The following is a 15,767-nucleotide window of genomic DNA, read 5'->3' on the forward strand; positions in this document are numbered from 1 at the left end:
TTGAAAAAAGACATAAGAATTGCTTGTATTGATGGAGTAAGTTATGATGATATAGATTTTTTAAAAAGTATCCTTGGAGATAAATTTAATTTTATAGTTGATGAAATTAGCCCGGATTATGTAATATATAGTGTATTTGGAACAAAACATATTAAATATGATTGTATTAGAATCTTTTATACAGTAGAAAATTGTAGGGCTGATTTTAACTTTTGTGATTATGCAATAACTTTTGATTACCTAAACTTTGAAGATAGGCATTTTAGGTATCCATACTATTTAAGAGATAGTAATTTTTCTAAACTAAGTTTTAATAAAAGCAATTTAGGAAATGAATTTGCAAATAGAAAATTTTGTTCATTCGTTGTTAGCAATGGAAAAGCTGATGAAAAAAGAAATGAAACTTTTATAGAATTAAACAAGTATAAAAAGATAGATTCTGGTGGAAAGTATAAAAATAATATTGGATTTTATGTAAAAGATAAAATAGATTTTCTCTCATCTTATAAATTTAATCTTTGCTTTGAAAACTCATATACAAATGGATATGTAACAGAAAAAATAATTCACGCCAAAGTTGCAAACTCAATTCCCATATATTGGGGTGGTGTAAATTCTAATTACTCTAAAGATTCTAAAGATGATATGTGGGGGGGGGTGAATATGGAATCTTGCTATAAAGTAAGTGATTTTAACCCTAAAGCATTTATAAATCTAGTAAATTTTAGGGATATTAAAGAGATGATTGATTTTATAAAATACCTTGATAATGATAAAAAAGCATATTTAGAAATGCTAAATGAGCCTTTAATCAAAGATAAAAATCATAAAGAAAATTTTGATAAAAATCTTGCTATATTTTTATCAAACATCTTTAATAAACCTCTAAATCTCGCTTATAGAAGAGGGTTTGGACAATGGAGAATGAATATAGAAAATAGATATAAAAAATTTCAAAAAGCAAGAGATTTAATAATAAAACTGACAAATATTTATAGAAATATGATTTATCTTAGATTCTTTAAAAAATAATTTGAAGGAATAATAATGCAAAAAAAAATCAATAAAATAAAAGGTTTTCTTTATAAAGAAAGCAAAAAAAGAGGTTTTAGCAGTGTGGTATTTGGCTTAAGTGGAGGGATTGATAGTGCTGTAGTAGCACATTTTTGCACAGAAGTATTTAAAGATAAAGCTAGAGCTTATATTATGCCCTCCCTTAGCACTAATCCTACTAATACTCAAGATGCAATAAAATATGCAAGTAGCTTAAGTTTATACTATGAAGTAATCGATATTTCTTCAGTGCAACAAAGTTTTATTCAAACGCTAGGACTTCATAATAGCTCATATAGCTTGCATAGGATAGGGAATCTATGTGCTAGAAGCAGAATGTGTATTTTATATGATATGAGTTTTTTGCATAACTCATTGGTTATTGGTTGTAGTAATAAAAGTGAGTTAATGCTAGGTTATGGGACTATCTATGGGGACTTAGCATATTCTATTAATCCTATTGGAGAGCTATATAAGAGTGAGATTTTCGCACTAGCAAAGATTATAGGAGTGCCAGAATATATCATTAATAAAAAGCCTAGTGCAGATTTATTTCAAGGACAAAATGATGAGGCTGATTTAGGCTATACATATAAGGATATTGATGAACTTTTAAAATACATTGATAAAGGGCTTAGCAAAAAAGAATTACTAAATTTAGGTTTTAAATTAGAATTTGTAGAATCTATTCTAAATAGAATAAAGAAAAATAAATTCAAGCTATCTATGCCAAAAATTGCTAAATTATAGTGAGTTTAGAAGGAAATAAAATTGAGATTTATTGATAAATATTTTTATAATCCAAGTTTCATTCAAAAATGCCTTAGCATAGCATTGCTACCTATTTCAATTCTATATTTTTTTGCAGCTACAATCAGAAGAAAATTCTCTAAATATTATGATTTTAAGATTCCAATAATTAGCATTGGAAACCTCATTGCTGGGGGAAGTGGAAAAACACCATTTTTAGAAGAGATCGCAAAAGATTATAAAAATATTGCCATAGTTTCAAGGGGTTATAAGAGAAAGAGCAAGGGCTTACTTATAGTATCAGTTAATGGAGAGATAAAATCAACACAAGCCCAAAGTGGTGATGAAGCATACTTATTAGCAAAAAGCCTAAAAAATGCTAGTGTGATAGTCTCTAAGGATAGAAAAATAGGCATTTTAAAGGCAAAAGAGCTAGGGGCAAAGGCTATCTTTCTAGATGATGGCTTTAGATTTAATTTTAAAAAATTAAATATCATTCTAACTCCAAAGCTAGAGCCATACTTTAAATTCACCATTCCAAGCGGTATTTATAGAGAAAATCCATATTGCAAAGGTGATTTAAATCTAAAAGAAGGATTAGATTATAAAAGAGAGGTTGTAGTAGAAAATAAGACAGAAAGAATGCTGCTACTAACTGCTATTGCTAATCCTGCTAGATTAGATGAATTTTTACCACCAAATATAGTTGCTAAGATTCTATTAAATGATCACTCAAACTTTAATCTAAAAAATATTAAACAAACTTATAAAAAATATAGTGCAACATCACTTTTAGTAACAAAAAAAGATGAAGTTAAACTAAAAGATTGTGATATGCCACTAAGCATACTAACTCTAAAGTTACAAATAAGGAATGAAATTAAAGATAAGATTAAAGAATATATCGAATCTTTTTAAAAATGTTTGTTTAAATTTTGTTAATTATTATAAAATTAATTTCTAAATACCAATATAGGAGTAAGAGTAATGAAAAAAGTAATTACCTCATTAACACTTATTGGGGGGGGGCTTTTAAATATAGTAGAAGCTAAAAATTTATCTGATATATGCCCTAATGCAAATAGTGATTGTATTATAAGCACACCACTACAAGAAAGTATAACAATAAATAATTCATATACTAGTATTACAAATAATACCAATATAACAAGTGGAGGGAATAATACAATAAGTGGTAATACAAGCAGTGATATTAACACCTTTACCAATAATGGAGATATTATTAATACCTATCCTAGCACTACTGGTAACAACCTATATACTATATATTTAGATAATACAAACATTAAATCATTTATTAATGATGGAAATATAAAAAATGATAAAAATGGCGGAGTATATATTAACTTTACTTCATCTATTCTAAACTTTACAAATAATGGCACTATTGATGTAAGTAGAGATAAAAATGCAGTTGAAATTAAAAATTACATAGGAAATATAAAAGTCAATTTTATTAATACAGGAGAAATAAAGGGAAGTGTTGCTTTTGGAGGGTATGTAGATATGGATAATTTTTATAATACAGGTAAAATATATGGTGGTATAGTAGGAATTGCAAGTGTTCGAGGAGCAAGAATAGATAATTTTTATAATACAGGTGAAATTCACCTAGCAGAGCAAAACAATACCTCTGATTATTACCATGTAGCTTCTTCTAGAGAAAGTACACAAATATCTCAACCTATTACATTTAACACATATAAATTTCATATTAATGAAGATAATAATACCTTTAATAACTTTACTAAATATACAAAAGAAGACTATGATAGAGGTAGTGGTGATATGTCTCACCTAGTTTTAAAATTAACAACAAATATTAATCAAACCTATGCCAAACTAACTAATGATGCTAAATTCATTATTAATCCCCTTGATGGCTTTAGCTTTAATGAAGAATACCTTATAGAAAAGCTAGTGTTAGATACAGATGGGAAATCATTATTTAGTGATGCAGCCTCTAAAGCAAATAATAATTTATTACAATACCAAGATGGAACTAATGTATTGTCAAAAGATTTTCTTAACCATCTAAGCACTAATAATCCTACATTTAACATATCCAAAGGCAATAGTGATGGAACTTTTAAGATTGATTTAGAGACTAAAAATTCAACTGCCAATAGCATAGCAAAGTCTGAAGCCGCATCTATGAATAGCATAATGTTTAGAGCAAAATCTATAATTTTTAATAATGCTATGCAAAATAATGCTAAAAGAATAGCCCTAGATAGAAACTATAATACCTATGCTTCAATTAATGAACTAAGAGATAATTTTAACTTTTATTACAAAAATGATATTTTAGATACTAATAGTTTAAATTCTAATATTTTAGATTCCACAGAATCAATATTTATAGCAGATGCAAGAGCACAAAGACAACAAGCAAGGGAAAATAGAAATAGAGCAACCAATAATAGGCTAAATATACAAAATAGAAATCTAACCACACCAAAGCCAGCTCCACAAGCTCAAAAGCCAAGTAGAGATTATGCAAATACAATAAACCAATCAAGCACTACTACATCAAGAAACGACCTTAGCTCATACTTCTTCTTTACTCCATTTGTATCACATACTAGCTTTTATAAAAGTAGTGGGCTGGATTATTCTGGGCTTGATTATGGCTTTATAAGTGGTATCAATGGTAAATTAGGAAGCATTAATACACTAGGAGCACACATTGGCTTTAGTTATGGTAAGCTAAAAGAAAATGTATGGGATACTAATATAACCACTATGACTATCAATGCGGGATTACACTATAAACTAGACTTATTCTATGATATGTATATAAAAGTAATTGGTGATGTGTTTATGTTCCTTGATGAGCTAAAAGCTAGTTTTCTTACTAAAAGCTATAAACCAAATAATATAGGCTTTGCTGGAAGTGCATACTATGGAAAAGACTTTAATCTAGGTAAAAATGGTATACTAGGGTTAGAATTAGGTCTGCTATATCAGGGTATCAATATGTCAAGCATTAATACAGATGTAGAAAATTATAATAGCCAGTTACAAAATCTATTTTATATTGATATAAATACAAATTATTATAAAGTATTTAATAATGGCTTCTTGTTTAACTCGATTCTTGGAGCAAAAGTCCTAACTACTACTCCAAATACTATACTAAAAATAGGAAATGATAGCTTTAAGTATGATATAAAAACAGATAGGGTATTGGGTTATATTAATCTAGGGGTAGGTTATAATATTAACCAAAGAGCAGAATTTAGTATTGATTATTTAGGAATGTTTGGAGATAAGTCTATGAGTAATTCTGGCTTCTTTAATGCTAGAGTTTGGTGGTAGCATTTTTGAAAAATAAAAAAAGGTTTTTAAAAAGTATTGTTGATATAATAAATTAAATCTTATTCTTAAGATAATATAGCAAAATTTAAGAATCTATTCTTGTGATTCTTAAAGCTATTAGTTAAATAATATTAAAAAAAGTTTCTATAATATTTTTATATCTATCATTATCATTTCTATTATTTTAATTAATGATAATCACTACTAATTATGCTATATTCTATTTATATCTTACTACTCCATCAATATATTTTGTATATTGTAAGTATAAATATTTTTTATTACTCTAAAAGTATTGGCTAAAAACCCTAAAGTGTATATTTTAAAGATACATTAGAACTAACACAAATCCCCTCTTCTCTACCAATAAAGCCCATTTTCTCCATAGTCGTAGCTTTGATATTAATATAATTTCTACTAATTCCTAGAATAGCACTCATTACAGATATCATTTTATCCTTGTGAGGTGTGATTTTAGGTATTTGTGCTAATATCATAATATCTACATTTACAACACTAAAGCCAACACTTCTACTAAAATCAATTACTTCTTTTAATAAAACTTTAGAATCTATATTATTAAATCTATCATCATCGACAGGAAACCACTCGCCAATATCACCTGCACCAATAGCACCTAAAATTGCATCACAAAGTGAATGCAAAATCACATCTCCATCACTATGAGCCTCTAAGCCAAATTCACAATCAATTTCTACTCCACCCAAAATCAACTTTTTATTTGTGCAAAATTTATGCACATCAAAGCCATAGCCAATTAGAATCTCACCGTTAGAATCTATATTACAATTTTTAATATCATCAAAATATGTAAGTTTATTTAACTTATTTGAGCCATCTATGGCTAGAATTTTGCCACCTATTTTATTTATAGCACTACTCTCATCACTAAAATCCCCTAAACTCAAAGCTTGTTTAAGAATGTTAACTTTTGATATTTGAGGAGTTTGGACTAATCTTACATTATCTCTATCTATGTAGTTTTTAACCCCACTTTCCTCAATAAAGATTGTATCAACTATATTAAGAGTTGGTATAATGCAATCAAATTCATCTAATTTTTGGCTAATTAACATATCTAGCACATCAAAATCAAGGTTAAATCTAGCAGCATCACTAACTATAACAAAATCACTTGTTACAAAATTTAGCGCATTTTGTAAAGATTTTTTTCTACTATCTCCTCCCTCAATAATTTCATAATCACAAAATTTTTTCATATACTTAACTTCGCTTTTATGGGCTGTAATAAGGACTCTATTAAAGTTATAGCGGAATTGAAGTTTATCTGCAACATATAGCCAAATTGGCTTAGAATCTATTCTAATCCAATGCTTTTTAATTCCTAAGTTTTTCCTAAACCTAGTAGATTCTCCTGCTGACATAATAATTAAAGTAATATCGTTACGCAATTTTTCAACCTTTTTAATTTTAAAGCTTTATTTTATAAATTTTACGATAATTTTAAGCTTTTAAAATTACTTGAGAAAAAATTTTTAAAATAAGGTAAAAATTATGAGTAAAGCAAAAACCCAGCTATATTATGCAAAACAAGACAAAATAACAAAAGAAATGCAATATGTTGCAAATACTGAAGAACTTGATGTTAATTTAATCAAAAATGAAATAAAAAGAGGGCGACTAATAATCCCTGCAAACATTAATCATAAGCATTTAAACCCAATAGGAATAGGGATTGCTGCTAAAACAAAGATTAATGCAAATATAGGCAGTTCGAGTATTGAAAAAAATATTGAAAATGAAGTTATTAAAACCCAAACTGCTATAAAATATGGTGCTGATACAATAATGGATTTAAGCACAGGCGGTAATTTAGATGAGATAAGAGAAGCAGTAATTGCTAACTCCACTGCTCCAATAGGCACAGTGCCAATATATCAAATACTACATGACTTAAAAGATGATATCTTAAATTTAAATATCAATCAAATGCTCTATACCATTGAAAAACAAGCAAAACAAGGCGTTAGCTACTTCACAATACATTGTGGATTCTTGCTTGAGCATATACCCTATGTGGCAAAAAGAAAAATGGGTATAGTTAGTCGTGGGGGCTCATTAATGGCAAGTTGGATGATGCACCATCACAAACAAAATCCATTTTATGAAGCATTCGATGATATTTTAGATATTTGTAGAATGTATGATGTTAGCCTATCGCTTGGAGATTCACTTCGCCCAGGTTGTCTAGCTGATGCAAGTGATGAAGCACAATTTAGCGAGCTAAAAGTGTTAGGTGAATTAGCAAAAAGAGCTTATAATAAAGATGTTCAAGTTATGATTGAGGGTCCGGGGCATGTCCCACTAAATCAAATAGAAAGAAATATGGAACTTCAAAAAGAGCTATGCAATGAAGCACCATTTTATGTCCTAGGACCACTTGTTACAGATATTGCAGCTGGATATGACCACATTTCAAGTGCTATTGGTGCTTGTGTAGCTGCGTGGAAAGGTGCTGCTATGTTGTGCTATGTAACACCAAAGGAGCATTTAGGACTTCCAAATGCAAATGATGTGCGTGAAGGGATAATCGCATATAAAATTGCTGCACATGCTGCAGATATTGCAAGAGGTAGGATTAATGCAAGAATAAGAGATGATAAAATGAGTGATGCAAGATATGCTTTTAAGTGGGAGGAACAATTTAATTTAGCACTTGATAGTGATAGAGCTAGAGAATATCACGATGAATCTCTCCCCCAAGATATATTTAAAGAGGCTGAATTCTGTTCTATGTGTGGTCCAAAATTTTGTAGTTATAAGATAAGTCAAACAATTTTTAATGAATATAAAGGTGCATAAAATGAATAAAGAAGAAATATTAAATAAATTAAAAAATATTATCTACCCAAACTTTAAAAGAGATATTGTTGATTTTGGTTTTGTAAAAGACATAACAATTAATGGTAAAGAAATAGGAATCTTTTTAGAAATACCGTCAAATAACTCTGAAGTAAAAGAAAAACTACAAAATGAAATTACAAAACTATTTGAAAATGTTAATGTAGAGATTAAAACTCCACAAATTGCACAAGAAGCTCCAAAAAAGAAAAATATAGCTCCAAATATTAAACATTTTGTTATGGTTAGCTCTGGGAAAGGGGGTGTAGGCAAATCTACCACAAGTGTAAATTTATCAATAGCTCTAGCACAGGCTGGTAAAAGCGTAGGGTTACTAGATGCTGATATTTATGGTCCAAATATTCCAAGGATGCTTAACCTAACAAATCAAAAACCTCTCGTTGATGAATCCATAAAAAAACTAATACCTCTTAAAACTTATGGAATTAAAGTTATGAGTATGGGAATGATGTATGAAGAGGGTCAAAGCCTAATTTGGCGTGGTCCTATGATAATGAGAGCAATTGAACAAATGCTTAGCGATGTATTATGGGGTGAATTAGATATTTTAGTTATAGATATGCCCCCTGGAACAGGAGATGCACAACTAACTTTAGCACAAAGTGTGCCTGTTAGTGCAGGAATATCAGTAACAACTCCTCAAGTAGTAGCACTAGATGATAGTGCTAGAAGTATGGATATGTTTAATAAATTAAAAATTCCAATTGCAGGGATAGTAGAAAATATGAGTGGTTTTGTATGCCCTAAATGTAATGAAGTATATGATATATTTGGGAAAGGTGGTGGAGTAGAATTAGCAAAGAAAAATGAATGTGAGCTTTTAGCACAAGTTCCAATAGAACCAATGATTAGAGAAAGTGGCGATGAAGGCAAACCTATAACATTTTTTAAACCTGATAGCATAAGTGCAAAAGAATACTTACAAGCAGCACATAAAATAATAGCTTTCTTAGATAAAGTAGGCGATAGTGTGGATAATTCACAAATACAGCCTGTTAGGCATTGAAATAATTTATTGTTTTATCTTATGCTATCTCTATTTTTAATTTAAAGAAAAGATTAATATGAAAATTTTAATGTTTATATTTGGTTTATTTTTTATTAGTTGTAGCCAAAATGTAGCTGCCTTTTCTCTAGTATCTGCGGTAGGTCCTTTAGAGCTTAAAAAAGATAATTTAAAGTGATAATCTTGCATATTTATACTATTTGGAATACCTATTGGAACTTTTGGATGATAGAATATCAATAAAAGTATCTGATGCACTAGAAAATATCTCTAAAAGAAGTTTCAAAACCAATGCAATAGCTAATTAAATACAATCAAAAACTTAGAGTGCAATATTATTTGGTCAAAATTATATTGTAACAAGAGGTAAGCCTGTATTTAAAAACAAACCTAAAGAAAACCTAAACAAAAAAGATTAAATATATAAGTTTTGTTTTATTCTTAAGAATAAAACAAAAAATTTATTTCTTAAAAAGATTCCAGCCTAGATATTCTGGGTAATCTAGCTCATTTTCAATTTCTAAGAGACGATTATATTTTGCTATTCTTTCACTTCTTGCAGTGCTCCCTGTTTTAATCTCACCTGTATTTAAACCTACTGCAAAATCGGCAATAAAACTATCCTCACTTTCGCCACTTCTATGACTCATAATACAGCTATATTTATTCCTTTGGGCTAATCTTACAGACTGCATAGTTTGACTAATCGAGCCTATTTGATTCGGTTTTATTAAAATTGCATTTGCAATATTTTTATTAATACCATCTTGTAAAATTTTAGTATTTGTAACAAATAAATCATCGCCAACAAGCTGAATTTTACTTCCTAATTTTGAAGTTAGCTTTTTCCAACCCTCCCAATCATCTTCACTTAATCCATCCTCAATTGATACTATTGGATATTTTGAACAAAGATTCTCATAATACTCTATTAATTCATCACTACTTAATATTCGATTTTCTGCACTAAGAGTATATTTAAAATCATCATTTACAAACTCGCTACTTGCTACATCAAGAGCTATTGCTATTTGTTCTCCCTCTTTATAACCTGCCTGTTTAATTGCCTTTAGTATTACTTCTATTGGCTCTTCATTATTTTTCAAATTAGGGGCAAAGCCTCCTTCATCACCTATGCTAGTAATATGACCTTCACTTTTTAAAATATTTTTAAGATGAAAATATACTTCACTGCTAGCTCTAAGTGCCTCTTTAAAGCTATCAAACCCAAGTGGCATAATCATATATTCTTGAAAATCCACATTATTATCAGCATGACTTCCTCCGTTTATAATATTTAACATTGGGACAGGAAGTATATTTGCATTAATTCCGCCAATATATCTATAAAGTGGAATCTCCATTGCATAAGCTGCAGCCTTGCATACAGCCATAGAAGTTCCAAGAATTGCATTTGCACCAAGAGAGCTGTAATTATTAGTATCATCAAGTTCTGCCATAATCCTATCAATCTCCCCTTGATTAAAAGGAGGAAGACCAATTAAGTTTTCACAAATCTTTGTATTGACATTCTTACAAGCCATCAATACTCCCTTACCATTAAATCTAGTCTTATCGTTATCTCTTAACTCTAAAGCCTCTCTTTTACCAGTAGATGCACCACTAGGAACTATTGCATTACAGGTAATATTATTACTCAAAGATACATTAACCCTAATAGTGGGATTTCCCCTGCTATCTAACACTTCATCAGCAAAAATATTCTCTATACAAACCATTTTATTCTCCTTTTTTCAATATATAACTTAATTATTTACCTTGGCTTTCTGTATTATCTACATTCTCATCAATAAATTCTATAATCTCATCATTTGAACCAATTTGCTCTTTAATTTTTGCCTCTATTTCATTTGCTATATCTGGATTTTCTTTTAAAAATATTTTTGAATTTTCCTTTCCTTGTGCTAATTTTTTATCTTTATAGCTAAACCACGCACCACTTTTATCGATAATATCAAGCTTTACGCCATAATCTATTAATTCACCTAATTTTGATATACCTTCTCCAAACATAATATCAAATTCAGCCTCTCTAAATGGAGGGGCAACTTTATTTTTCACAACTTTTGCTCTAACTCTATTACCTATTGTTTGTTCATTTTGTTTTAAACTAGCAATCTTTCTAACATCGATTCTAACACTTGAATAAAATTTTAGTGCATTGCCACCAGTAGTAGTTTCAGGGCTACCATAACCAATAGTGCCTATTTTCATTCTAATTTGATTAATAAAAATAACTGTTGTATTCATTCTATGCAATGTCCCTGTAATCTTACGCAATGCTTGACTCATAAGCCTAGCTTGAAGTCCTACGTGAGCATCACCCATATTGCCATCAATCTCTGCTTTTGGAGTAAGAGCAGCCACAGAATCTACTACTATTAAATCAACTCCTCCACTTCTAGTTAATGTCTCTAATATTTCTAAAGCTTGCTCACCATAATCTGGTTGTGATACATAAAGATTTTCAACATCTACACCAAGTTTTTTTGCATAATACACATCTAAAGCATGCTCTGCATCAATAAAAGCACATATACCACCTTGTCTTTGACATTCTGCTGTTATTTGAAGACTTAAAGTAGTCTTGCCACTAGATTCTGGACCATACACTTCTATAATTCTTCCTTTGGGAATACCGCCAATCCCTAATGCTAAGTCAAGCCCAAGAGAACCTGTGGATATGCTATCAATCTTTTCTGTTTGCTTATCTCCAAGCCTTATTAAAGCCCCTTTTCCAAAGGCTTTATCTACTTGCTTCATCGCTAACTCAATGGCTTTTTGTTTCTCTTTGTCAATCATAAAATACCTCTTTAAATTTAAAAATAATCTTAGGATTCTATTGTATTTTTAGTTAAAATTTAATAATGAATTATAAGGGATAATTATGAGTAAAATTTTAGTAGCACATTCACCTGACGCAGATGATATTTTTATGTATTATGCCTTATATTTTGGCTGGATTAACAATAAAAATATAAAATTTGAAAATATAGCCCTTGATATTGAGAGCCTAAATAAAGGGGCATTACAATCTAAGTACTTAGTTAGTGCAATATCATTTGGAATGTATCCATTTATTAAAAATAATTATGCGCTTTTAAATACCGCAATGAGTTTTGGCAATGGATATGGTCCAAAATTAATAAAAAAGAAAGGAAAGGTTTTAAAAAATAATTTTAAAGTTGCGCTTAGTGGGGAGCTAACTACAAATGCAATGATATTTAAAATAAAATATAAAAATGTAAGAATAGTTTATAAAAATTTCCTTGAAATAGAAAGTGCTGTATTAAGTGATGAAGTTGATGCTGGAGTTCTAATACACGAATCTATACTAAATTTTGATGAAAGCTTAGAAGTAGAAGCTAATTTATGGGATATTTGGCTAGAGCTAGCAAAAGATGAATTACCGCTTCCACTAGGAGGAATGGCTATATCTCGTTCAATACCAATACTAAGGGCAATAGAAATTCAAAGGCTACTAGGCAAAGCCGTTGAAGTTGCTGTAAATAATAAAAAAATTCTCTCAAAGATGCTAAAAAACCTTGTAAGAGTAAATGAAGAAGAACTTGAAACATATCTAAATATGTATGCTAATAAAGATTCTATAAACCTCTCTTTACTTCAAATAAAAGCACTAGATAAATTATTTGAAATAGGTTTTAATGCAAAAATCTATAAAGATTTGATAAATATAAGAGATTTTTTAATTCCAATAGAATATGAAAGTTTAAGATTTAGCTAGGATTTAATTTTCACATTTTCTTAAGAATCTATCATATTTAAATTACTATTTTAGTAAATACCACATCTATAATTAATTATCTCGCTAATTTTTGGAGGATTCTTATTTTTGGAGGACTCTTACGCAATCTACAATCTAGTCTATAACCTAAATCAAAACCAATTTTAAATTCTGTCTTACTTTTTACTATAAGAAGCTTTTTATTTATCATTTAAATCACTAAGCATAACTTAAAGGTAAAAAAATCCGTTACATTTTAAAATTTTTCATTTCCTTTTATATAAAGCTATGACTTCACATTTAGAATTATTTAGAAGCTTTAAATTAGGAGTAGTTTAAATGATAATTATCATAAATCTTAGTATAAGTCACTGTCCGCCCTTTACAATAACCTCATTTAAAAGTCTTTATAAATTATTTTAAAATTCTTAGAATTCTAATATTAATTTAATTAACTATAATGATTTTAGTAAAACTTGATAATTCTAGTTTGAAATAGCTTATTTTTCATAAAATTTAGTATCAAAATCACATATTTCATATTTTTACAATCTTTGCAACTAAGATATTTATATTGAATTAATCTCCTAAAATCTATCATAGCCAACCTAAAGCTTACTATAAAGATTAAAGCTAGGTAAATTTTTAATAAAACAAAGTGGAGCATTGATTAAATCACTTTTTTATGCAAAGCTATTTATCATTCCAAATAGCTTATTCCATCATATTTTTTATAATCAAATATAGAGTTTTAACACAATGCTTTCATTATCATTCTAAATACTAAGTAAATGGCAGATTTTAAGGCAAAGACAAAATAATACTTTCCACTCACACAACCTCACAGCCTAAGAAAAATTATAATTTTTCTTAGGATTAATTTAAGAATCCAAATTAGATTCTATCCATTGCATAATATCTCTTAGCACTTCATCTTTATTTAATTCTAAAAATAGCTCGTGCCTTGCTCCTGCATAAAGTATTAATTTTGTGTTATTATAGCCCTGTGAATTAATATGTTTTAGTGCCTGTAAAGCACCTACTCCAAACTCACCACAAGCATCATCTTCTCCACTTATAAATAAAATAGGAAGTTTTGAATTTATAGTATTATTTGGGTATGTGCTAAATACCTCCTTAAGTCCTCTAAGTAAATTTATAAAGCTATTTATGCTAAAAACAAAACGACTTTTTTTATCATTTATATATTTTAAAACCTCGCTCTCATCTCTATTTATCCATAAAGAACCACTAGGAGATCCAGAATCTAATTTATCAATTTTTTTATATTTTGCATTAAATGTTATGAAAGATAACCTATTTGCTAGATTTTTACCAATATTATTTAACCCTAAAAATCTCAAAATTTTTAAAGCCACAATTCCTAAGCTAATAAACTTTTGAGGTGATGGCGTGCCACAGAGTATAAGCATATCAATATCATTTTGATATTTTTGTAAGAATCTACGAGATAAAAGCGAACCCATAGAATGTCCAATTAAAATAAACTTTTTTGAAGTAAATCTCCTTTTTAATTCTAAATGCAAGTTATACATATCACTAACTGCTCTCTCAAAGCCATTTTCTCCCATCTCACCTAAATATATATCACCACCAATACTATCTCCATGTCCTCTATGGTCATTTATAGCAACTACATATCCCTCCTCTGCAAGCTTAGAAGCAATAAAGTTATATCTACCTCTATGCTCTACCATTCCGTGTGCTATTTGCACTATTGCTTTATAAGTATTAAATCTAGAATCTAAATAAATATCATAATAGATTTTTAAACTATCAGAATCTAAACTAAAAGTATCTTTTTTAATCATTTTAAGCCTTAATTATAATCAAGGTTACAAAAATATAATTTTTTTGTAACCAATAGGAATTTATATATTAGTTTTTAGTTTTCTCCACTATGTTAATTATTGCTTCAGCTACATTACTAGCAAGTTCAAGCTGTGAAGTAAAGCCAACACAAGAACAATTTATCTCACCTAAAATATATTTATCTTTACCATTTTCATCAGTGTCTAATATAAAATCTGAAGTCCAAATAAGAGGCAAATCATAATTACCTAATTTTGAGCGGATTTGTGGGAGCTGTGATAAGAAAGAATCTACCAATTCTTTCCATTCTTTTGGGTCATCATAACGATATTTTGCACCACTAAAAAGCGTAGCAGAGAAGTTATCTCCACCTTCAGCTGGCTTTTTATGAACAACATTTACAGGCTTATCATAAAGCATTAGAAGTCTTATCTCACCTTCAACTATACGTGGTAAAAAAGTCATATCAACGAGCATTCCATTATCACCTATAATGTATTGCTCACAAAAATCCATAAATTCACCCAATTCTCTAATTTCTGTGTGATTATCTTTTGCCTCTGTGCATTTTATCTTTGTATTTAATGAAACTTCATCTACGTTTATAGACTCTACTAATTGCACACGCCAAATTCCCTCTCCAGTAGAGCCTCTATTTTGTTTTAAAACTCTTTGACCTTTTGCTAAAGTCTTTGGAAAAGTTTTTTTAAAAGTAGATATATCATAGTAAGCATAAGTATCCTTTGGAACAAGAGGGGTATCATTTAGCTTTGTTAGAGCATCTTTTGCGCCATAGCCAATCATAGCATCAGGGTGAGGCATACCAACTATTCCATCCCTACAAAGTTTTCTTAAAATCTCAAAGTATTCATTTTCTTCTTTTAGATTCCCTGGATTTATCCTAGATACATAGCCAATGGCATTATTTTTAACATAATTATAAATTTCTTCTTTTTTAGAAACCTCAAAAAATATAACTTCTGCATCCCAACCTCGCTTTTTTAGCTCATTTACCATAGGCATAGTATCTTTTCTATACCCATCCTCACCTTTATCACTTCCGCCTCTGACTTCAAAAAATACGATGTTTTTATTCATCTTTATCACTCCTAC

General features: G+C 29.2%; 12 protein-coding genes. 7 read left to right on the top strand and 5 right to left on the bottom strand.

What is annotated here, in order from left to right:
* From CQA44_RS00545 to CQA44_RS00560, 4 genes are all read left to right on the top strand, one after another.
* Nucleotides 1-1,032: a glycosyltransferase family 10 domain-containing protein gene (locus CQA44_RS00545; RefSeq protein ID WP_115545342.1), complete on the top strand. Its 1,032-nt coding sequence runs from the start codon at nt 1-3 to the stop codon at nt 1,030-1,032.
* 15 nt (nt 1,033-1,047) lie between these two features.
* Complete coding sequence (locus CQA44_RS00550) at nt 1,048-1,803, top strand: NAD+ synthase (protein WP_115545343.1); 756 nt, start codon at nt 1,048-1,050, stop codon at nt 1,801-1,803.
* A 21-nt stretch (nt 1,804-1,824) separates the two neighbouring features.
* Complete coding sequence (locus CQA44_RS00555; RefSeq protein WP_115545344.1) at nt 1,825-2,721, top strand: tetraacyldisaccharide 4'-kinase; 897 nt, start codon at nt 1,825-1,827, stop codon at nt 2,719-2,721.
* Between the two features lie 69 nt (nt 2,722-2,790).
* A complete protein-coding gene (locus CQA44_RS00560) occupies nt 2,791-5,145 on the top strand; it encodes a hypothetical protein (RefSeq protein WP_115545345.1) in 2,355 nt (784 codons plus the stop codon).
* Nucleotides 5,146-5,453: 308 nt separating this feature from the next.
* Here CQA44_RS00560 and CQA44_RS00565 read toward each other — a convergent pair whose 3' ends face one another.
* The gene (locus CQA44_RS00565; protein WP_147289737.1) at nt 5,454-6,578 is read right to left on the bottom strand and encodes a bifunctional 2-C-methyl-D-erythritol 4-phosphate cytidylyltransferase/2-C-methyl-D-erythritol 2,4-cyclodiphosphate synthase; all 1,125 of its coding nucleotides are present in this window, start codon (nt 6,576-6,578) and stop codon (nt 5,454-5,456) included.
* Nucleotides 6,579-6,681: 103 nt separating this feature from the next.
* On the opposite strand from CQA44_RS00565, the gene thiC reads away from it, so the two are divergent.
* On the top strand, nt 6,682-7,989 hold the full coding sequence (gene thiC / locus CQA44_RS00570) for a phosphomethylpyrimidine synthase ThiC (RefSeq protein ID WP_115545347.1): 1,308 nt from the start codon (nt 6,682-6,684) through the stop codon (nt 7,987-7,989).
* A gap of 1 nt (nt 7,990) precedes the next feature.
* The gene (locus CQA44_RS00575; RefSeq protein ID WP_115545348.1) at nt 7,991-9,055 is read left to right on the top strand and encodes an Mrp/NBP35 family ATP-binding protein; all 1,065 of its coding nucleotides are present in this window, start codon (nt 7,991-7,993) and stop codon (nt 9,053-9,055) included.
* A gap of 461 nt (nt 9,056-9,516) precedes the next feature.
* On the opposite strand, the gene eno is transcribed toward CQA44_RS00575, so the two are convergent.
* Nucleotides 9,517-10,794, bottom strand: a complete 1,278-nt coding sequence (eno, locus tag CQA44_RS00580) for a phosphopyruvate hydratase (protein ID WP_115545349.1) — start codon at nt 10,792-10,794, stop codon at nt 9,517-9,519.
* 31 nt (nt 10,795-10,825) lie between these two features.
* A complete protein-coding gene (recA, locus tag CQA44_RS00585) occupies nt 10,826-11,878 on the bottom strand; it encodes a recombinase RecA (RefSeq protein WP_115545350.1) in 1,053 nt (350 codons plus the stop codon).
* 85 nt (nt 11,879-11,963) lie between these two features.
* Between recA and CQA44_RS00590 the strand changes: the two genes are divergently transcribed.
* Nucleotides 11,964-12,821, top strand: a complete 858-nt coding sequence (locus CQA44_RS00590; protein WP_115545351.1) for a menaquinone biosynthesis family protein — start codon at nt 11,964-11,966, stop codon at nt 12,819-12,821.
* Nucleotides 12,822-13,702: 881 nt separating this feature from the next.
* Here the strand turns inward: CQA44_RS00590 and CQA44_RS00595 are convergent.
* Both CQA44_RS00595 and CQA44_RS00600 read right to left on the bottom strand, forming a co-directional pair.
* The gene (locus CQA44_RS00595; protein WP_115545352.1) at nt 13,703-14,653 is read right to left on the bottom strand and encodes an alpha/beta fold hydrolase; all 951 of its coding nucleotides are present in this window, start codon (nt 14,651-14,653) and stop codon (nt 13,703-13,705) included.
* Between the two features lie 67 nt (nt 14,654-14,720).
* A complete protein-coding gene (locus CQA44_RS00600; RefSeq protein ID WP_115545353.1) occupies nt 14,721-15,752 on the bottom strand; it encodes a Cj0069 family protein in 1,032 nt (343 codons plus the stop codon).
* Nucleotides 15,753-15,767 lie beyond the last annotated feature (15 nt).

It is taken from the genome of Helicobacter sp. MIT 14-3879, from assembly GCF_003364125.1.

Bases quoted from the DNA above. Each gene is read 5' to 3' on its own strand.
- recA (WP_115545350.1), bottom strand. From the start codon at position 11,878: ATGATTGACAAAGAGAAACAAAAAGCCATTGAGTTAGCGATGAAGCAA.
- CQA44_RS00600 (WP_115545353.1), bottom strand. From the start codon at position 15,752: ATGAATAAAAACATCGTATTTTTTGAAGTCAGAGGCGGAAGTGATAAA.
- CQA44_RS00590 (WP_115545351.1), top strand. From the start codon at position 11,964: ATGAGTAAAATTTTAGTAGCACATTCACCTGACGCAGATGATATTTTT.
- CQA44_RS00560 (WP_115545345.1), top strand. From the start codon at position 2,791: ATGAAAAAAGTAATTACCTCATTAACACTTATTGGGGGGGGGCTTTTA.
- CQA44_RS00595 (WP_115545352.1), bottom strand. From the start codon at position 14,653: ATGATTAAAAAAGATACTTTTAGTTTAGATTCTGATAGTTTAAAAATC.
- thiC (WP_115545347.1), top strand. From the start codon at position 6,682: ATGAGTAAAGCAAAAACCCAGCTATATTATGCAAAACAAGACAAAATA.
- CQA44_RS00575 (WP_115545348.1), top strand. From the start codon at position 7,991: ATGAATAAAGAAGAAATATTAAATAAATTAAAAAATATTATCTACCCA.
- eno (WP_115545349.1), bottom strand. From the start codon at position 10,794: ATGGTTTGTATAGAGAATATTTTTGCTGATGAAGTGTTAGATAGCAGG.
- CQA44_RS00550 (WP_115545343.1), top strand. From the start codon at position 1,048: ATGCAAAAAAAAATCAATAAAATAAAAGGTTTTCTTTATAAAGAAAGC.